Annotated in this window: 18 protein-coding genes; 7 read left to right on the forward strand and 11 right to left on the reverse strand. The window is 64.9% G+C overall.

Annotated elements, in window-relative coordinates; translation table 11 throughout:
- The first annotated feature begins 482 nt into the window (after positions 1 to 482).
- From M3I53_RS27630 to M3I53_RS27640, 3 genes are all read left to right on the forward strand, one after another.
- Positions 483 to 719 (forward strand): DUF3311 domain-containing protein, encoded by a 237-nt coding sequence (locus M3I53_RS27630; protein WP_254319048.1) that lies wholly within the window; start codon positions 483 to 485, stop codon positions 717 to 719.
- Positions 716 to 2,266: a monocarboxylate uptake permease MctP gene (gene mctP, locus M3I53_RS27635; protein WP_254319049.1), complete on the forward strand. Its 1,551-nt coding sequence runs from the start codon at positions 716 to 718 to the stop codon at positions 2,264 to 2,266. The genes M3I53_RS27630 and mctP overlap by 4 nt, the downstream gene beginning before the upstream one ends.
- A 123-nt stretch (positions 2,267 to 2,389) precedes the next feature.
- Positions 2,390 to 3,592, forward strand: coding sequence for an FUSC family protein (locus M3I53_RS27640; protein WP_254319050.1), 1,203 nt, complete (start codon positions 2,390 to 2,392; stop codon positions 3,590 to 3,592).
- Between the two features lie 36 nt (positions 3,593 to 3,628).
- Here M3I53_RS27640 and M3I53_RS27645 read toward each other — a convergent pair whose 3' ends face one another.
- The 5 genes from M3I53_RS27645 to M3I53_RS27665 all read right to left on the reverse strand — a co-directional run bounded on the left by M3I53_RS27645 (position 3,629) and on the right by M3I53_RS27665 (position 8,995).
- The gene (locus M3I53_RS27645) at positions 3,629 to 4,054 is read right to left on the reverse strand and encodes a VOC family protein (RefSeq protein WP_254319051.1); all 426 of its coding nucleotides are present in this window, start codon (positions 4,052 to 4,054) and stop codon (positions 3,629 to 3,631) included.
- Positions 4,055 to 4,335: 281 nt separating this feature from the next.
- Complete coding sequence (tal, locus tag M3I53_RS27650; RefSeq protein ID WP_254319052.1) at positions 4,336 to 5,295, reverse strand: transaldolase; 960 nt, start codon at positions 5,293 to 5,295, stop codon at positions 4,336 to 4,338.
- A gap of 302 nt (positions 5,296 to 5,597) precedes the next feature.
- Positions 5,598 to 6,824, reverse strand: a complete 1,227-nt coding sequence (locus M3I53_RS27655; RefSeq protein WP_254319053.1) for a benzoate/H(+) symporter BenE family transporter — start codon at positions 6,822 to 6,824, stop codon at positions 5,598 to 5,600.
- Positions 6,825 to 6,936: 112 nt separating this feature from the next.
- Entirely contained in the window at positions 6,937 to 8,109 is a 1,173-nt protein-coding gene (locus tag M3I53_RS27660; protein ID WP_254319054.1) for a VWA domain-containing protein, read from the reverse strand.
- A 34-nt stretch (positions 8,110 to 8,143) separates the two neighbouring features.
- Positions 8,144 to 8,995: a MoxR family ATPase gene (locus M3I53_RS27665; protein WP_254319055.1), complete on the reverse strand. Its 852-nt coding sequence runs from the start codon at positions 8,993 to 8,995 to the stop codon at positions 8,144 to 8,146.
- A gap of 420 nt (positions 8,996 to 9,415) precedes the next feature.
- Between M3I53_RS27665 and M3I53_RS27670 the strand changes: the two genes are divergently transcribed.
- Positions 9,416 to 9,781, forward strand: coding sequence for a c-type cytochrome (locus M3I53_RS27670; protein ID WP_069265359.1), 366 nt, complete (start codon positions 9,416 to 9,418; stop codon positions 9,779 to 9,781).
- A gap of 18 nt (positions 9,782 to 9,799) precedes the next feature.
- Positions 9,800 to 10,195, forward strand: coding sequence for a c-type cytochrome (locus M3I53_RS27675; protein ID WP_375541770.1), 396 nt, complete (start codon positions 9,800 to 9,802; stop codon positions 10,193 to 10,195).
- A gap of 127 nt (positions 10,196 to 10,322) precedes the next feature.
- Here the strand turns inward: M3I53_RS27675 and M3I53_RS27680 are convergent, their stop codons facing one another.
- From M3I53_RS27680 to rsxB, 3 genes are all read right to left on the reverse strand, one after another.
- Positions 10,323 to 10,757, reverse strand: coding sequence for a DUF1841 family protein (locus tag M3I53_RS27680; RefSeq protein ID WP_028210468.1), 435 nt, complete (start codon positions 10,755 to 10,757; stop codon positions 10,323 to 10,325).
- A 93-nt stretch (positions 10,758 to 10,850) separates the two neighbouring features.
- The gene (nth, locus tag M3I53_RS27685) at positions 10,851 to 11,495 is read right to left on the reverse strand and encodes an endonuclease III (protein ID WP_254319056.1); all 645 of its coding nucleotides are present in this window, start codon (positions 11,493 to 11,495) and stop codon (positions 10,851 to 10,853) included.
- Between the two features lie 40 nt (positions 11,496 to 11,535).
- Positions 11,536 to 12,372, reverse strand: coding sequence for an electron transport complex subunit RsxB (rsxB, locus tag M3I53_RS27690; protein WP_254319057.1), 837 nt, complete (start codon positions 12,370 to 12,372; stop codon positions 11,536 to 11,538).
- Positions 12,373 to 12,816: 444 nt separating this feature from the next.
- Between rsxB and M3I53_RS27695 the strand changes: the two genes are divergently transcribed.
- Entirely contained in the window at positions 12,817 to 13,449 is a 633-nt protein-coding gene (locus tag M3I53_RS27695) for a TetR family transcriptional regulator (protein WP_069265354.1), read from the forward strand.
- 131 nt (positions 13,450 to 13,580) lie between these two features.
- Here M3I53_RS27695 and M3I53_RS27700 read toward each other — a convergent pair whose 3' ends face one another.
- From M3I53_RS27700 to M3I53_RS27710, 3 genes are all read right to left on the reverse strand, one after another.
- Complete coding sequence (locus M3I53_RS27700; RefSeq protein ID WP_254319058.1) at positions 13,581 to 14,888, reverse strand: polyhydroxyalkanoate depolymerase; 1,308 nt, start codon at positions 14,886 to 14,888, stop codon at positions 13,581 to 13,583.
- A gap of 304 nt (positions 14,889 to 15,192) precedes the next feature.
- On the reverse strand, positions 15,193 to 17,055 hold the full coding sequence (locus M3I53_RS27705; protein ID WP_254319059.1) for a glycoside hydrolase family 15 protein: 1,863 nt from the start codon (positions 17,053 to 17,055) through the stop codon (positions 15,193 to 15,195).
- Positions 17,056 to 17,231: 176 nt separating this feature from the next.
- The gene (locus M3I53_RS27710) at positions 17,232 to 17,381 is read right to left on the reverse strand and encodes a DUF3096 domain-containing protein (protein ID WP_081771773.1); all 150 of its coding nucleotides are present in this window, start codon (positions 17,379 to 17,381) and stop codon (positions 17,232 to 17,234) included.
- 368 nt (positions 17,382 to 17,749) lie between these two features.
- Here M3I53_RS27710 and M3I53_RS27715 point away from each other — a divergent pair, with 368 nt between their 5' ends.
- The gene (locus M3I53_RS27715) at positions 17,750 to 18,907 is read left to right on the forward strand and encodes a lactonase family protein (protein WP_254319060.1); all 1,158 of its coding nucleotides are present in this window, start codon (positions 17,750 to 17,752) and stop codon (positions 18,905 to 18,907) included.
- Positions 18,908 to 18,941 lie beyond the last annotated feature (34 nt).

Genomic DNA, 18,941 nt, shown 5'->3' on the forward strand with positions numbered 1-18,941 from the left:
GAACTCACTGCCCGTGGCGCGAAACGCAATCTTGCAGCCCAAACCGCCGGAGCACCGCACAGCGCGTGGCGGCTCAGTCACAGTCCTGCAGTGAACCTCGCCCTGTCAAACGGGTACTTACGTTCTCTCGGTCTCCCATCGGTTAGCCGGTAGTCGATCAACCGATCCGAACCGCCGTGTACGGACCCGTACGCACGGTGGTGTGGGAGGGGTCGGGCCGCGAGGCCTGCCCCTATCCCGATCGCCTGCATAGCGTATTTCCGGCTAATGATCCGGACAAATCGCAAGCCGTTGGCTCTTGACAACGTCCTCGGAATTGGGGTCCGCCCTGCTTGACCGTGCGGCGTGGCCTCGATACTCTTTTCAGCGCTTTCGGGGACCTTGCGGACCATCCGTCTGTGAGGCCATCGGCCGCCTCACGCCGGGCGGCAGACCGCAGACAAAGCAAGGCCGCATAACTACATAAGCAACGAGGAGACGTCATGGCTCACGACGCCGACGCCGGAAAATCAAGCAAGCATTGGCTATGGCTTTTGCTGCTGCCCTGGATCGCGATGATCTGGGTGCCGTCGTACAACAGGATCGAGCCCACTCTGTGGGATTTTCCGTTTTTCTACTGGTATCAGCTTCTCTGGGTGCTGATCAGCGCTGTCATTACCGCGCTCGTCTACTTCAAGACGAAGACCCGCAGCAAGGGCGATGAAGGGGGCGCGCAATGAACGTCACAGCAACGATTGTCTTTATCCTGTTCTTCCTCGGCGTCACGGTTCTCGGCTTCGTCGCCGCGCACTGGCGCAAGGGCGACCTCGCGCATCTTGAAGAGTGGGGCCTGGGCGGCCGCCGCTTCGGCACGATCGTCACCTGGTTCCTGCTCGGCGGTGACCTCTACACTGCGTACACTTTTGTGGCCGTGCCGGCGCTCGTCTTCGGTGCGGGCGCAACGGGTTTCTTCGCGCTGCCGTACACGATCCTGATCTATCCGTTCGCGTTCGTCGTGTTCCCGAAGCTTTGGGCCGTCGCGAAGCGCCATCAATACGTTACCTCGGCCGACTTCGTGAGCGCGCGCTATGGCAGCCGCCTGCTGGCGCTCGCCATCGCCGTGACGGGCATCGTCGCGACCATGCCGTATATCGCGCTGCAGCTGGTGGGCATCGAAGTGGTGATCGGTGCACTGGGCTTCGACACGACGGGATTCGTCGGCGACCTGCCGCTCATCATCGCGTTCGCGATTCTTGCCGCGTACACGTACACGTCGGGCCTGCGCGCGCCGGCCATGATCGCCGTGGTGAAGGACATCCTCATCTACATCACGATCATCGTCGCGATCATCGTGATTCCCGCGCAGATGGGCGGCTTCGGCCACATCTTCGGCGCGGTGCCGCCGGCCAAGCTGCTGCTCAAGTCGCCGGATGCCACGAGTCTGAACGGCTATAGCGCCTACGCAACACTCGCGGTCGGGTCGGCGCTCGCGCTGTTCCTGTACCCGCACTCGGTCACGGCGATCCTGTCGTCGTCGTCGGGCAACACCATCCGCCGCAACATGGCGATGCTGCCGGCGTACTCGCTGGTGCTGGGTCTGCTCGCGCTCCTCGGCTACATGGCGCTCGCCGCAGGCGTGAAGGACATGCCGGAATTCGCGCCGTACTTCAAGGCCTTCGGTCCGAACTTCGCGGTGCCGGCCCTGTTCCTGCACTTCTTCCCGTCGTGGTTCGTGGGCGTGGCGTTCGCGGCCATCGGTATCGGCGCGCTGGTGCCGGCCGCGATCATGTCGATTGCAGCGGCCAACCTCTACACGCGCAACATCCACAAGGAGTTCATCAACCGCAACATGAATCACGAGCAGGAGACCAACATCGCCAAGCTGGTCTCGCTGATCGTGAAGGTCGGCGCGGTGGCGTTCATCCTGGGCCTGCCGCTCACGTACGCGATCCAGCTGCAGCTGCTCGGCGGTATCTGGATCATCCAGACGCTGCCCGCAATCGTGCTCGGTCTCTACACGCGCATGCTCGACTATCGCGGTTTGCTGATCGGGTGGGCGGCCGGCATTGCCACGGGCACGTGGATGGCGATCTCGCTGCAGTTGAAGGGCTCGATCTTCACGATCCACCTGTTCGGCATGGCGATTCCGGGCTACGCCGCGGTGTGGTCGCTGATCGTGAACCTCGTGGTCGCGATCGTCGTGTCGGCGCTCGTGCACGTGGTCGGCATGCAGAAGGGCGCGGACCGCACGCGTCCGGAAGACTATCTCGACGTCGTCGAGGGCTGATCCGCTCATGCCCGGCGCATACCGCCGGGCCAGTTCGTACCCGATGCCCGCAACGCACAGTTGCGGGCATTTGTTTTTCTGGTGCACGATGATTGCTGATCCGGCTCACTTTCAGCCCGTGCCATGGCCTCATCCCAAACCGAATCCGGTTCCCGAACCGGGCGTAGCGGCGCGCGACGCCTGCGAGCGCCGCGCCGCCGCTCGCGCCTCGCGCGCACGTGGCGCGCATTGACCTCGCCGTACTATCGCTACCGCAACGCCAAGGTGATCCACAGCGTGCGCGTGGGTCTCGCCATGCTCGCCTCGATTCTCGCGACGTCGGGCATCCATATTCCGCACGGCATCTGGGCGTCAGTCACGCTGCTCGTCGTGATCGGCGGCCTGCAGCACCAGGGCAACATCCGCAAGAAGGCCGCCGAACGCGCGCTCGGCACGCTGCTCGGCGCCGTGATCGGGCTCGTGCTCATTGTCGTGCAGGCCGTTACCGGGTCCCTGTGGCTCACTTACGGGCTGATGTCGCTCGTCGCCGCCGTGTGCGGCTACTACGCCATCGGCAAGCCGGGCTACGTCGCGCTCCTGGCCGCCATCACCATGTGCATCGTCGCGGGGCACGGCGACAACCTCATCGATACGGGCCTCTGGCGCACGCTCAACGTGATTCTCGGCATCGTCATCGCGCTCGTGTTTTCGTTTGCCTTGCCGCTGCACGCGACGTATTCGTGGCGCTACAGCCTGGCCGACAATCTGCGTGAATGCGCGCGCGTGTACACGCGGGTGGCGAACGGCGTGCACGTCGACGCGGACGCGCAGGTGCAGACCTTCATGCGCCTGAACGCACGGCTCGTGCAACTGCGCGCGCTGATGCCCTCGGTCGCCAAGGAGATCGACGTGCCGATCGCGCGGCTCGAGCAGGTGCAGCGCCTGCATCGCTCGCTGCTGAGCGCGCTGGAGATGCTCTGTACGGGCACGGGCAGCTATGAGCAGGCGCTCGTGCGTGTGGCGTTCGTCGAGCGCAGCGAGACCGTGCGCCGTGCGCTGCTCGCCACGGCGCGGGCGCTGCGTTTTGGCGGCGGCCGCCACCCCGAGGCGGCGCAGCAGGCGCTGCGCACGGTCGGGGCACGGGGAGAGGTCGATGGGCGGGACGACAGGGCGGCCGAGCCCGCCCCTGAAAGTCCGCAGCCGCAGGGCTGCCCCGAGCCGCAGATGCAGGGGCCCTACTGGCTCAGCCTGCGTGTGGAGGAGCAGGTCGAGCGCCTGCGTGCGCTCCTGCTCGAGACCGAGCCGCGCTGGAACATCGAGCGCGCCGCGACGCACCGCATGGTCTGACGCCGGGCGCGCTTTTCCACTCGTGGCGGCGGTGGATCAGGCGGGTTGCTCGTGCGGCGCCGAGACCATCCACGGCACGCCGAACTTGTCGGTCAGCATGCCGAAGCCGGGCGACCAGAAGGTCTTCTGGAACGGCATCGTGACCGTACCGCCTTTGGCCAGCGCGTCGAAGTAGCGTTCAGCCGTGGCGAGGTCGGACCCGGTCAGCGAGACGCCGAAGCCGAGGAATTTGTCGTTCTGCGTCATGCAGCCGCCGTCGGACACCATGATCTGCGCGTCGCCGATCTGGAGCGTCGCGTGCATGATCTTTTCGGCGAATTCGGGCGGCATGGGCCGCGCGGGGTCCGGCGGCGCCTCCTTGAAGCGCATCTTGATCACTTCCTTCGCGCCGAGCGCTTCGCCATAGAACGCGATCGCTTCGTCGCAGTTGCCGGGATAAAAGAGATAGGGCTGGATTTGCATCGTCGGTTTCCTTGCGGACGGGACGTTGGCCGGCCTTGATCGTGCGATTCCGTGCGAGGGTGTGCACGGGGCCGGATCGCGCGGCGGGGTTCGCCGCTGCCCTGATTCTAGGCGCCCGCGATGACGTGACCGAGCAGTGTGTCGTCAGGGTTTGCGAGCGTGCGGACGGGAACAGTCGTTGCAGTCCGCCCCGTAAAACAAAGGGCCGCACATGCGCCATGCGCGATGTGCGGCCCTCGGTCATCGATACGGCAATACGCGCTCCATGGCGCGCCGGCGCATTACTTCGCGCGCAGTTCTTCGATCATCTTTTCGAGCTTGATCGCGTCTGCGGCGAACGCGCGGATGCCTTCAGCGAGCTTTTCGGTCGCCATGGCGTCGTCGTTGAGCTGGAAGCGGAACGACGACTCGTCCACGGCCACGCGCTCGATCTTCGCGTCCTTGAACGCTTCCGGCGAGAGCTTGCGTTCGACCTTCTCGTTGCTGTCGTGGAGCTTCTGCAGCAGGTCCGGGCTGATGGTGAGGAGGTCGCAGCCGGCCAGTTCGACGATCTGGCTCGTGTTGCGGAAGCTCGCGCCCATCACCTCGGTCTTGTGGCCGAACTTCTTGTAGTACGCGTAGATCTTGCGCACCGACTGCACGCCCGGGTCGTTCTCGCCGCCGTCCTTCGCGTCGTCCCAGTCGGCGCCCTTGGCCTTCTTGTACCAGTCGTAGATGCGGCCCACGAACGGCGAGATGAGCTGCGCGCCCGCTTCGGCGCACGCGGCGGCCTGCGCGAGCGAGAAGAGCAGCGTCATGTTGCAGTGGATGCCGTCCTTTTGCAGCGCTTCGGCGGCGCGGATGCCTTCCCAGGTGGAGGCGAGCTTGATCAGCACGCGTTCCCGGCCGATGCCGGCCTGCTTGTACAGGTCGATGATGTGGTGCGCCTTGTCGATCGATTTTTTCGTGTCGAACGAGAGACGGGCGTCGACCTCGGTCGAGACGCGGCCCGGAATGATCTTGAGGATTTCGGTGCCGAACGCGATCAGCAGATGATCGATGATCGACTCGAGCGATTCGCTCGCGTGATCGCGCACGGTTTTTTCGAGCAGCGGACGGTACTCGGCTTTCTGGACCGCCTTGAGGATCAGCGACGGGTTGGTCGTCGCGTCCTGCGGCTTGTACTGTACGAATTGCTGGAAGTCGCCCGTATCGGCGACGACGGTGGTGTACTGCTTGAGCTGGTCGAGTGCGGTAGTCATGTCAGGCCTTGTGGGCGCGTGCGCGCCTGCATCGGTGAGAGTTGAACGGCCGGTGCGCTTCAGGCGTGAACCTGAGGCGCGCCGGGCGAAGCGAGAAAGGCGCTGCGCCGTTGCGGCCCGCGCGGATTGGGCGGGAAGCCGGCTCGGGAGAATCTTGCCGCGCGTCCGGGCGCGGCTCACATCGTCATTTTATGGCGGAAACGCGTGGCGTTGCGTTTCGCGCGGGCAGGGCGCATGGCAAACCCGCCGCACGCACCGTGCCACCGGCGTTGGCAGGCGCACGCGGCGGCGGCCCACCCGCGTCAGGCGCGCCGCGCGTTCAGCACGAACTGCGTGACGACCCCCGCCACGAGACCCCAGAACGCCGCGCCGATGGAGAGCAGCGTGAGCCCGGAAGCCGTCACCATGAAGGTGATCAGTGCGGCTTCGCGCTCCCTCGGGTTCTGCATGGCGTTGGTGAGGCCGCTCATGATCGAGCCGAACAGGGCGAGCGCCGCGATCGACACCACGAGCGCCTGCGGAAACGCCGCGAACAGTGCCGCGATGGTCGCGCCGAAGGTGCCGGCGATCAGGTAGAAGATGCCGCACCAGACGGCCGCCATGTAGCGCTTCGTGCGATCTTCGTGGGCGTGCGGGCCGGTGCAGATCGCCGCCGTGATCGCGGCGAGGTTCACGCCGTGCGAGCCGAACGGCGCGAGCACGAGCGAGGCTATGCCCGTGGTGGCGATGAGCGGGGAGGAGGGCGCGGCCGTGTGGTCGTAGCCGTCGGCGCGCAGCACGGCGATGCCGGGCACGTTCTGCGAGGCCATCGCTACGACGAAGAGCGGAATGCCGATGCTCACCACCGCCGTGAGCGAGAACGCCGGCATCGTGAACACGGGTCTGGCAACCGCTACGCGGAAGTGGCTGAAGTCGAGCAGTCCGAGCGCGGCGGCGGCGGCGATGCCGATCACGAGCGTCGCGACGATCGCGTAGCGCGGCACGAAGCGCTTCACGATCAGATAGCCGAAGAACATCGTGAGCACGAGCGGCGTCTGCACCTGCGCGGCATGGAAGATCTCGATGCCGATCTCGAACAGGATGCCCGCGAGCAGCGCCGCCGCGATGCCTGCCGGAACGCGCTTCATGAGCGTGTCGAACCAGCCGGTGAGGCCCACCGCCGTGAGCAGCACGGCACAGACGAGATAGGCGCCGATCGCCTCGGCGTAAGGCACATGCGGCAGCGAGCTGATGAGCAGCGCCGCGCCCGGCGTGGACCACGCGATCACGATGGGCGCGCGGAACCACAGCGACAGGCCGATAGTGGTCAAGGCCATGCCGATCGACAGCGCCCAGATCCACGAGGAGATCTGCGCGTCGGACAGATGCGCGGCCTGGCCGGCCTGAAACATCAGCACGAGCGAGCTGGTGTAGCCGGTCATCATCGCGACGAAGCCGGCCGCGATCGTGGCGAGCGAGGTGTCGGCGAAAGGCCGCAGCGGTCCCGGCCTGAACGTCGCTGGCAGGTCGGGGGAAGACGGGGCGGTCATGCGGGTGGTCTCCAGATTTTGCGTAGGTATGACGGCATCGGGCGGCGCGGCCTGAAGACACCTCAGGCACGCGCCGCCTCGAAAAAGCGGAAAACGGCGGGATTGCTGGCGCCTATTTGCTCAGCACGCGCATTGCCGTTTCGAGCCCGGCGACCGTGAGCGGATACATGCGGTGGCCGAGAATCTCGCGGATGACCGACACCGACTGGCGGTACTCCCATAGTCGCTCGGGCTCGGGGTTGAGCCAGGCGAAATGCGGGAACTGGTCGGCGAGGCGCCGCAGCCACACGGCGCCCGCTTCGGGGTTGTTGTACTCGACCGAGCCGCCCGGCTGCAGCACCTCATAGGGGCTCATCGTGGCGTCGCCCACGAAAATGAGCTTGTAGTCGGGCGTGAACTTGTGCAGCAGATCCCACGTGGGCGTGCGCTCGGCGTGGCGGCGGCGGTTGTTCTTCCACAGGTAGTCGTAGACACAGTTGTGAAAGTAGTAGAACTCCAGATGCTTGAATTCGGCTTTTGCCGCCGAAAACAGTTCTTCCGTGCGCTTGATGTGATCGTCCATCGAGCCGCCCACGTCGAGCAGCATCAGCACTTTCACGTTGTTGTGGCGCTCCGGCACCATCTTGAGGTTGAGCCAGCCCGCGTTCGCGGCGGTGCTGCGGATCGTGTCGCCGAGGTCGAGTTCTTCCGCCGCGCCTTCGCGGGCGAAGCGGCGCAGGCGGCGCAACGCGACCTTGATGTTGCGCGTGCCGATTTCGACCTGGTCGTCGTAGTCGCGGTAGGCGCGCGCGTCCCACACTTTCACGGCGCTGCGCTGGCCGCCTTCGCCTCCGATGCGGATGCCTTCGGGGTTATAGCCGCCGTGGCCGAAGGGCGACGTGCCGCCCGTGCCGATCCACTTGCTGCCGCCCTCGTGGCGCTCCTTCTGTTCTTCGAAGAGCTCTTTGAGGCGCTCCATGAGCTTGTCGAGGCCGCCCATCGCTTCGATCTGCGCGCGCTGTTCGGGCGTGAAGTCGCGCTCCAGCCGCTTCTTTAGCCAGTCTTCGGGAATCTCGAAGGCCAGCTCCGACTTCTTCTCGATGCCGCGAAAATATGCGCCGAAGGCCTGATCGAAGCGGTCGAAGTACTGCTCGTCCTTCACGAGCGTCATGCGCGCGAGGTAGTAGAAGTCGTCGAGCGAGGGCGCGATCACGCGCGCCTTGAGCGCTTCGACGAGCGTGAGGTACTCCTTCACGGAAACCGGCAGCTTCGCGTCGCGCAGCGTGTAGAAGAAGTCGATCAGCATGCGGTGTCTCCGGCTTTCGCGCGCAGCGTCCTTGTCAACGGTTGTGGCGGTTCATGTAGATGAGGCGCTCGAACAGCGTCATGTCCTGCTCGTTCTTGAGCAGCGCGCCGGCGAGCGGCGGCATGGACTTCGAGCCGTCGACCGCGCGCAGCGCCGAGGGCGGGATCTCTTCGGCGAGCAGAAGCTTGAGCCAGTCGAGCAGCTCCGACGTAGAAGGCTTCTTCTTCAGGCCCGCGACGTTGCGCAGTTCGAAGAAGCTTTCCATGGCCGCGTTGAGCAGTTCCTTGCGGATGCCCGGATAGTGCACCTCGACGATGCGCTGCATCGTCGCCGGATCGGGAAAGCTGATGTAGTGGAAGAAGCAGCGGCGCAGGAATGCGTCGGGCAGCTCCTTCTCATTGTTCGACGTGATGATGACGAGCGGACGCTGTTTCGCCTTGATGAGCTGGCGCGTCTCGTAGACGTAGAACTCCATGCGGTCGAGTTCGCGCAACAAGTCGTTCGGGAACTCGATGTCGGCCTTGTCGATTTCGTCGATCAGCAGGACGCTTTGCTCGTCCGACTCGAACGCCTGCCACAGCACGCCTTTCACTATGTAGTTGGCGATGTCCTTCACGCGTTCGTCGCCGAGTTGCGAGTCGCGCAGGCGCGAGACCGCGTCGTACTCGTAGAGCCCTTGCTGCGCCTTCGTGGTGGACTTGATGTGCCACTGCATGAGCGGCATACCCAGCGCCGCGGCCACTTCTTCGGCCAGCATGGTCTTGCCCGTGCCGGGCTCGCCCTTGATGAGAAGGGGGCGCTTGAGCGTGATCGCGGCGTTGACCGCGAGCTTGAGGTCGTCGGTGGCGACGTACTGCGATGAGCCTTCGAAACGCGTGGCGCGCATGGTGAATCCGCTCGCTGGGAAAAAAATCCCAGTATAAGTCAGATGGGGTGTTGCGTCGGCGCGCCGCCGCGTATCGTTGGGTCCGCTCTTTGGGGCACGGTCGCGGGGGGCTTCCAGCCGTCTCGCGACGGCGCGCGGCGAGTCCGTTGCGCGTGCCAGGGTTCCTCCGGGTTGCCTGCGGGCGAGGCGGCGCGGCAGGGCGCTGCGTGGCCCCCGCGGGCCCGTCGCCGGGCCTCGCGAGCCGCTCCGAGGCCCGCCAGGCGTGGCGCGGCCGGTGGACGGCCGGCGCGGCGTCGCGGTATACTCGGACCGATTTTTTTCGGCCTGCACGGCGACCCCAAAAGTAAAACAGCAGTAATGCGGCGCAGGCCGTGGCCTGCGGTTCGGGCGTTCGAATCCCCTCAAGCCAGGTTGGATGCTATGAAAAAAATTGTCGGCAAGCACGTCATCACGGGCGCAATCACCATGCTGGCGTGCTTCGCGGTCACGGCTCACGCGGACATCGTGGGCAACGCGAAGGCGGGTCAGGACAAGGTGGCGATGTGTATCGGCTGTCATGGTATTCCCGACTACCGCACCGCTTACCCCGAGGTCTACCACGTGCCCATTCTGGGCGGCCAGAACGCGCAGTACATCATGAACGCGTTGCTCGCCTACAAGAAGGGCGACCGGCATTTCGAGACGATGCACGCGATCGCGTCCTCGCTCACCGAACAGGACATCGCCGACATCGCGGCCTACTATGCGTCGCAAACGGCCGCGTCGAAAGACAATCCGAATAAATAACCGGCAGGTGGAGAACCCATGAACAAGCCCTACACGGCTATGCCTTCGTTTGCCGGTGCAACCATCAAGCTCGCGGGCGCCGGGCTCGCACTGGCCGCCGCGCTCGCGCTCAATCCCGCACACGCGGCCGACGCCTCCAACGGCAAGGTCCTCGCCGACAGCCACAACTGCGCGGCCTGTCACGGTCCGGGCCTGAACAAGCCCGTGAGCCCCGAATATCCGAAGCTCGCCGGCCAGCACGCCGACTACATCTACTGGGCGCTGCGCCAGTATCAGATGGGTACGAGCAATCCGCACCTCGGCCGCAACAATCCGATTATGCAGGCGCAGGTGCAGAGCCTTTCGCAGAGCGATATGAAGGATCTCGCCGCGTACATCGAATCGCTCGGCGGCGACCTCGTCAACAAGAAGTAAGCGTGAGGGCGGCGCGCCATGCGTGCCGCATCATCTGAAACGCCCCGCGTGGGCCTCGTTTTCGGCGAGGCGTTCGCGGGGTGTTTTTTTGCGGCCTTGGTTCTTTGAGACGGGCTTCGTTTGCGATTCAATCGCGCGAAGCGCGGCGCTCGATGCGCATGAGATAGGCGTCGGTGTCGGGCGGCGTGTTCGTGCGTTGCGCTTCCCAGATCGTTTCGCCGAGGCATTCCATGATCGCGTGCTGCGCGTCGTGCGTCGATCCGAGACGTGCCGCGAGGCGGTCGTGCGCCGCGCGGATGCCGGGCGGCTGGTCGATCGAAAGCTGCTCGCTGATCGCAAGATGCATCGACAGATGCAGGAACGGATTGCTCTGGCCGCGCTCGGGCGAGTAGTCCTGCGCGGCGGCCGCATCGGCGTCGGCGAGTTCGGCGTGATATTCGGGGTGCTCGACGATCCAGTCGGCGGCGATCGCCTCGAGCGGCGTGAGGATTTCGCCCGCGCGCTGTTTGCGCCAGGTCTCGGTGAAAAAGCGGCGGACTTCGTCGCGGCTGGGATTGAACATCTTGAGTCGGTCGTATGGGTGAAGCGCTAAATCGTGCAGCGTCTTGCTGCGACGCCTGAACGGATCATTTTACGCCCGGGAGCCTGCGCTCGCTCAGAGCTCCGGCGGCGGCGTCTTCGGCTTGAACTCGCACAGCGGCTCGATCACGCAATGCCAGCATTCGGGCCGGCGCGCCTTGCACACATAGCGGCCATGGAGGATGAGCCAGTGATGCGCGTCCTGCAGGAACTCGGGCGGCGTGAATTTTTCGAGCGCGGTTTCGACGGCGCGCACATCCTTGCCGGGCGCGAGCCCGGTTCGGTTCGCAACCCGAAAGATATGCGTGTCGACGGCGATGGTCGGTTGGCCGAAGGCCGTGTTGAGCACGACGTTCGCCGTCTTGCGTCCAACGCCGGGCAACGCTTCGAGCGCCTCGCGCATTGGCGGCACCTCGCTGTCGTATTGTTCGATGAGAATGCGGCAAGTCGCAATGACGTTCTTCGCCTTGGTGCGATAAAGGCCGATCGTCTTGATGTAATCAGCCACTCCTTCCTCGCCCAGCGCGAGCACCGCTTCCGGCGTGTTGGCGACCGGAAACATCCGGCGCATGGCCTTGTTCACCGAAACGTCGGTGGCCTGCGCGGAGAGCATCACAGCGATCAGGAGTTCGAACGGCGTGTTGAATTCCAGCTCGGTAGTGGGGTGCGGATTGAGGCTTTGCAGCGTTTCGTAGATGGCGCGGCGCTTGGTGGCGTTCATGCTCGTTGTGCGTGGGGCCGTTGCGTTGCGTTGCCGAGCGCTATCGCGCGGCTTTGTCGTCGTCGGGCGGTGAGTCCGATGTGTTCGACTCGATACCGATACGCTTGCGGCGCGCCTCCGCGGCATCGATCTGCGCCTGCACGTCGGCGCTCACGTGCTCGACGTTGCGCGGTCCCGCACCCTGTTCGGCCATTTCCGCCTTTTTGCGGCGCGCACGTTCGAGCGCGGCCTGGATGATCGCTTTCTTCTTCGCTTGCGCGTCGTCGGCGGGGGCGCTCGCGGGTGGCGTGGCGGCGTCTTGCGGCGCTTGAGCCTGCGGCGCACTCGTAGCGGCGCGGCGTGCGGCGGCGCGCGCCTCGGCCGCATTGCGTTCGGCGGCCTGGCGCGCGGCGCGCCGGTCGTGCCGCACGCGAGCTTCGTCGGCCTGCTGCTGCGTCCATGCGTCCCAGCCGGTCGCTTCGCCCGTAACGGGAATCATTGCGATGCAGTCGACCGGGCAGGGCGCGACGCACAGGTCGCAACCCGTGCACAGATCCTTGACGATGGTGTGCATCTGTTTGGGCGCACCCACGATCGCGTCGACGGGACACGCCTGCATGCACAGCGTGCAACCGATGCACAGTTGTTCGTCGATGAACGCCACCGGACGTGGACGCTCCACACCGTTGTCCGGATTGATCGGGATGACGGGTTTGCCGAGCAGTGCGGCGAGGCGCTCGACGCCTTCCAGGCCGCCGGGCGGGCACTGGTTGTAGTTGGCGGTGCCGGCGGCGACGGCTTCGGCATAGGGCCGGCAGCCGTCATAGCCGCACTTCGTGCATTGGGTCTGGGGCAGCAGATCTTCGATGCGATCTGCGAGTGTTTTGGGATCGTTCACGTTCGCTACATCGGGGCGGGGCGGGCGGTGCCGTGACCTTGGGCGCGCAGGGTTTCGCAGCTGGCCTCAAGGGGTGCACACGCACAGCGCCAAAGCCTGCATTATCGCCGATTTCCCGCATTGCCATCGGCGGGCCATGTGCCATAATCAAAGCGCTTAATGCGAAGCACCGCGCAGTCCAGGGGAAATCAATAGACGTAAGCGGTACATGTCGGGCACGGCAGGCGACGTGCTTCGCGCGAAGCAGACAGGGGGAAGAACGATGTCGGCTCGCAACGACATCAAACAAACAAGAAGGAACGCAAGACCGTAGGTCGGAGGGTGTCTGTCCATTAACCTGGCGCGCCCCGCACAACGTTGTCGATACCAGGGCGAGGAGAGGCCAGGCGTAGTTTTGCCCGACAACGTAAACCGGACAACGCGGCTTAACGAGATCCTGCCACCATGAATCAGCCAAAAATCAAAAGAGATCCTGAAGGCACCCGCCGCCGCATTCTGCTCGCCGCGGCGGAAGAATTCGCCAATGGCGGCCTGTTCGGCGCACGCGTCGACCAGATCGCGCGACGCGCGGAAACCAATGAGCGCATGCTCTATTACTACTTCGGCAGCAAGGAGCAACTATTCACGGCTGTTCTCGAGCACGCATTCGGCGCGCTCAATGAAGCCGAGCGCGCGCTCGATCTTTCGGGGCTCGCACCCGTCGAGGCGATCACGCGGCTCGCGCATTTCGTGTGGGACTACTATCGCGACAATCCCGAACTGCTGCGGCTCGTGAACAACGAGAATCTGCACGAGGCGCGATATATGCAGAAGTCCACACGAATTCGCGAGATGATCTCGCCGATCGTGGCGACGCTCGGTTCGATTCTCACGCGCGGTGAATCCGCGGGACTATTCCGCCCCAGCATCGATCCGTTGCGCCTCTACGTGACGCTTTCGGGCATGGGCTACTACATCGTCTCGAATCGCTACACGCTCAACGCCACCCTCGGGCGCGACTTCAGCACGACTGCCGAACGCGCAGAGGTCATTCAGCTCAACACGGAAATGCTGCTCGCGTATCTCATGCGCAAATAGCGCACGACTCGCACTCGGCAGACTCGCGAAGCCGTTTCACGCTCCACAAATGCAGCGCGCCGTCCTGGGACGGCGCGCGGGTCTTGCTGCAGGTGCGGACTGCGTGCGCTCGAGTGGAGCGCGAACCTTCGTCAGGCTACAGCGCCCTGGGTCGAGCGGCCGCGGGTAGCCGTTTCCTTGCCCGCGTTGCCGGCGGCCTGCTGGTGCTGGCGGATGAAGTCGCGCAATTGCGGGTAGATGATCGTGCGCCAGCGGCGGCCCGAGAAGATGCCGTAGTGGCCGCACTTCTCGGCGGTCAGATGATGCTTGTTGGTCTCGGGAATGCCCGTGCACAGATCGTGCGCGGCACGCGTCTGGCCCGCGCCCGAAATGTCGTCGAGCTCGCCTTCGATCGTGAAGAGCGCCGTGTCGTGAATGTCCTGCGGACGCACGCGTTCGCCGGCCACGTCCCACGTGCCTTCAGCGAGGCTGAAATCCTGGAACACGGTGCGGATGGTTTCGAGGTAATACTCGGCGGCCATGTCGAGCACCGCGTTGTATTCGTCGTAGAACTGGCGATGTGCTTCGGCGTCCTCTTCGTCGCCGCGCAGCAGGCTCTTGTAGAAGTCCCAGTGCGCCGTGGTGTGACGGCCCGGATTCATCGCGACGAAACCCGCGTGCTGCAGGAAGCCCGGATACACCTCGCGTCCTTCGCCCGGATAGTTCGCCGGCACGGTGTGGATCACGTTGTTCGCAAACCAGTCGAGCGAATGTTCGGTGGCCAGCGAGTTCACGGCGGTAGGACTGCGGCGCGCGTCGATCGGGCCGCCCATCATCGTCATCGTGAGCGGAGTGTCCTCGCCGCGGCTCGCCATCAGCGAGATGGCCGCGAGCACGGGCACCGTAGGCTGGCAAACCGACAGCACGTGCAGATTCTTCGCGCCGATATGGCGGATGAATTCCTGGATATACGCAACGTAGTCGTCGAGATGGAACGGACCGGCTTCGAGCGGCACCATGCGCGCGTCGACCCAGTCGGTGATGTACACCTTGTGGTCCTGCAGCAGCGTGCGCACGGTGTCGCGCAGGAGCGTGGCGTGATGGCCCGAGAGCGGCGCGCATACGAGCACGGCAGGCTCGTCCTTGAGCGCGGCCACGGCGCCGGTGTCGTCGGCGTAGCGCTTGAAGCGCAGCAGGCGGCAAAACGGCTTCTCGATGATGGTCTGCTCGACGATCGGAATATTGAAGCCGTCCTTCACGATCTGGCGAAGGTTGAACTCGGGCTTCTCGTAGTCCTTGCCGAGGCGATAGAGCAGTTCGTAGCCCGCGGCGAAGCGCGTGGCGCCCGGCACGAGTGAAAACGGGCTCGTCGGATTCGAGAACGATTTCGAGGCGGCCTGGGCCCAGGCGGTCAGCGGGCTGAGCAATGCGCGCTGGAATTCACGGATTTGATAGAGCATGGGCGCTCCGGCATCTTCAAGGAGCGGTTCGCACCCAGGTCGCGCGGGTGAGGCGCGGAGCAGATGCGGGCCGGCAGGGTTGGTCGGTCAGTCAGGTTGTTTATCGGCCGCGGCCCGGAGGGCTTTAGCGCGGGCACTCCGGCATGCGTCTCGCAGCGGGTGGCTGCAAGCACGCTGCAAGGCGGTACACCAGTTTCGCCCCGTTGCCAGGCGGCGCGGACGGCATTGTGCCGCCGGGCTGTTGTGCAACGCAGCATCCGTAGTGTACCCCAGCTCGCGCAAACGTCCAGGCGCTTTCGAACATTTACGATGCGGATGCAACAGCTCGTTCGGCCGACACGCCGCCGACCGCGGGATGTCCCGTCTCTCTCGCCATTTCCTGTTCGTGCCGCATCAGGTTCAGGCCCGTATGAACGAGCGCCACATGCGAGAACGCCTGCGGGAAGTTGCCGACCAGGCGCCCCGCAATGGGGTCATATTCCTCGGCGAGCAGTCCCACGTCATTGGCGAGCGACAGCAGGCGCTCGTACATGTGGCGTGCGTCGTCCATGCGTCCTTGCAGGGCCAGGTTGTCGACCATCCAGAAACTGCACGCAAGGAAGGTGCCTTCCCCCGGCGGCAGTCCATCGTTGAATTCGGTGGTGCGGTAGCGCATCACAAAACCTTCACACAGGAGGTCGCGCTCGATCGCCGCGACCGTGCCGGCGATGCGCGGATCCGCCGCGGGCAGGAAGCCGACCAGCGGCATGAGCAGCAGGCTCGCGTCGAGATCGGTGCCGCCGTAGATCTGCGTGAAGGAATTCAGAGCCTCGTTGTAGCTGCGCTCGCAAATGGTCGCGTGGATAGTCGAGCGCATTTCGCGCCAGTGATCGAGGGGCCCCGGCAGCTCGAATTTTTCCGCCGACTTGATCGCGCGGTCGAATGCGACCCATGCCATCACCTTCGAGAACGTGAAATGCTGGCGGCCGCCGCGCGTTTCCCAGATGCCCTCGTCGGGCTCGGTCCAGATCGTCTCCAGGTGCTCGAGCATCGCGCACTGGATCGACCATGCGGTGTCGTCGGCCTGCAAGCCGCCCACGCGCGCGAGGTGCAGAGCATTCATCACTTCGCCGTAGACGTCGAGCTGCAGCTGGCCGACCGCGTTGTTGCCCACGCGCACCGGTTTCGCGCCTTCGTAGCCGGGCAGCCAGTCGAGTTCGAATTCGGGCAGGCGGCGCTCGCCGGCGAGCCCGTACATGATCTGCAACTGCGAAGGCGAGCCGGCCATCACGCGGCCCAGCCAGGCGCGCCAGGCGCGGGCTTCGTCGTAGTAGCCGCCGCGCATCATCGCGAGCAGCGTGATGGTCGCGTCGCGCAGCCAGCAGTAGCGGTAGTCCCAGTTGCGCGTGCCGCCCAACTGCTCCGGCAGCGACGTGGTGGGCGCCGCGACGATGCCGCCGGTGGGCTCGTAGGCCAGCGCCTTGAGCGTGATGAGGGAGCGGCGGATGGGTTCGGCCCAGCGGCCCTCTACGGTGCTGCGCGAGGCCCATTCGGTCCAGAAGTTTTCGGTGCGCGCAAGCGCCGTGAACGGGTCGCGCGGCGGCGGCAGACGCAGGTGCGAGGCCGCATACGAAAGCGAGAACGGCACCCGTTCGCCTTCCTTCACGTCGAACTGCGCCACCGTGTGCATGTTCTCGCCCTGGAGGTCCACGGGCGTGCGCAGCACGACTGTGTCGGGGCCCACTGTGGCCTTGATGCCGCTCTCGTAGGTGAGGCGGCTCACCCACGGCACCGAAAAGCCGTAGTCGAAGCGCAGCACGAACTGGCTTTCCATGCGCACGGTGCCGCGCCGGCCCACCACGATGCGTACGAGTTCGGACCAGCCGTTGCCAGGCGGCATGAAGTCGATGAGCGTCACGGCCCCTTCGGGCGTTTCGAAGTCGGTTTCGAGGATCAGCGTGTCGCCGCGATAACGGCGTGTGGTCATGATCTCGACTTTCGCGCCCTCTTCGGGCTGCGCGGGCGCAATGAGCCAGCGGCCGTTTTCTTCGGTGCCGAGGAGGGCGGCGAAGCACGCGCCGGAGTCGAAGCGCGGCCAGCAGAGCCAGTCGATGGATCCGGCGCGGGAAACGAGCGCGGCCGTGTGGCCGTCGCCGATCAATGCGTAGTCTTCAATGGGTGCGGGCATAGTAAGCAGATTGACAGCGTTGCTCAAAAACGAAAGCCGCTTGCCGCAGCGGTGCGGCATGCACGCACAAGAGTAGTGGCAGCGGGGGCGCCTGCGCAATGCGTTTTGCGCAGCAGCACGCGCAAATACTCATCTCGCCTGCGTCAACAAACGCCGTCGGGCGCGACCTGAACGCGTCACAGATGTCCGCCCACGCCGAACAGCCCGATGACCCCGATGATGATCAGATACAGCGCGACGATGTAATTGAGCAGACGCGGCACGGCGAGAATCAGAATGCCTGCGATGAGCGCGACGAGCGGCCCGATGGCGACGTGAATGTTCATGACGGCTCCGTGGTTGCGGCGGGTTTCGAACCTTTGCGTAGCTACCTTTGTTGCTTGTTGTTGCTTCGGCTTTGGCCTCGACTCGTTGCTGCGCGCTTGCGGGGCGGGCGCTCGCGACCTCTCTTATACTGGGCCGGGTCCCATCTGCATCAGACGAAAGCGGGACGAATACGGTCGGCATTGCGACGAAGGCCGACCCGCTTCCCTGCATCGACAAGAAAAAGGAGGTCGACATGTTCCTTCGCCGTGCCGCCGCAAACGCCGTGCCTGTGCCGTCATCTGCCGGTGCGGGTAGCCCGTCCAGATCGCGCCGGACTGAGCGCCGACCCGCGCATCTCCTCACCCAGCTCGTCAAAGGTGTTGTCATCATGGCTTCCGTCGCCGCGACGCATGCGTTCGCGCAATCTGCATCCACGACCGCGCCCGCGGGCGGTGTTTACAACCTGATCGTCGGCACTTATACGGCTGGCAAGAGCGAGGGCCTCTACGTCTATCACTTCGATACGCAGACTGGCGACATGCAGCCGGTCAGCGTGGCGAAGACGGTGAACCCGTCGTTTCTCGTCGTGAGCAAGGACAACCGCTTCGTCTATGCGGTGAACGAGTTGCCGGGCGACAACGGTCCCGCCAGTCTGCGCGGCGACGTGAGCGCGTTCGGCTTCGATGCCGCAAGCGGTCAGCTCACGTTTCTCAACAAGGTGTCGGCGCAGGGCAACGATCCGTGCTATCTGAGCCTCTCGCCGGATGGGCGCTATCTCTTCGTGGCGAACTACTCGGTCGCGGCCGACCCGGGCGGCAGCTTCGCAGTCCTGCCGGTGCAGCAGGACGGCACGCTGGGCGAGTCCGTGCTCACCGTGCATCACGAGGGCGGCGGCCCCGTAAAGGGACGTCAGGACAATGCGCACGTGCACTCGACGGTGTTTTCGCCGGATGGGCACTATCTCTTCACGCAGGATCTCGGCACCGACAAGCTCTGGACTTATCTCTACACGCCGGACGGCAGCCGCGGCCTCGTGAGCCCGACCGAGTGGCGTTATACCGATGTGAAGTCGGGCAGTGGTCCGCGTCATCTGATCTTCGGCAATGACGGGCGTCACGCGTATCTCACGAGCGAACTGGCCGCTACCGTGACGGTGTTTGCGTATCACGATGGCCACATGAAGCTGGAACAAGTGGAGAAGCTCGCGGAGCCGGGCTTCGAGGGAACGCAGGGCGCGGCGGCGCTCCATCTGTCGCCGGACGGCAAGTTCCTCTATGTTTCCAATCGCGGCGACGCCAATGATATTTCGATCTTTGCCGTCGATGGCGACAGCGGCAAGCTCAAGCGCGTGGGGCGCCAGTCGAGTCTCGGCAAGTCGCCGCGCGAGTTCGCGATCGATCCGACCGGGCAGTGGCTCATCGTCGGCAACCAGAACAGCGATACCGCCTACGTGTTCCGCCGCGATCAGCAGACGGGTTTGCTCGAGCCGAACCCGAAGCGCATCGACATCGGCTCGCCGGTCGATTTCAAGTTCGTCGCGCAATAGCCGGGCTATAGCGTCTCGAGACGGCGAAAGAAGG

Origin of the sequence: Paraburkholderia sp. CNPSo 3272, from assembly GCF_024206495.1 — a bacterium.
Classification (GTDB): domain Bacteria; phylum Pseudomonadota; class Gammaproteobacteria; order Burkholderiales; family Burkholderiaceae; genus Paraburkholderia.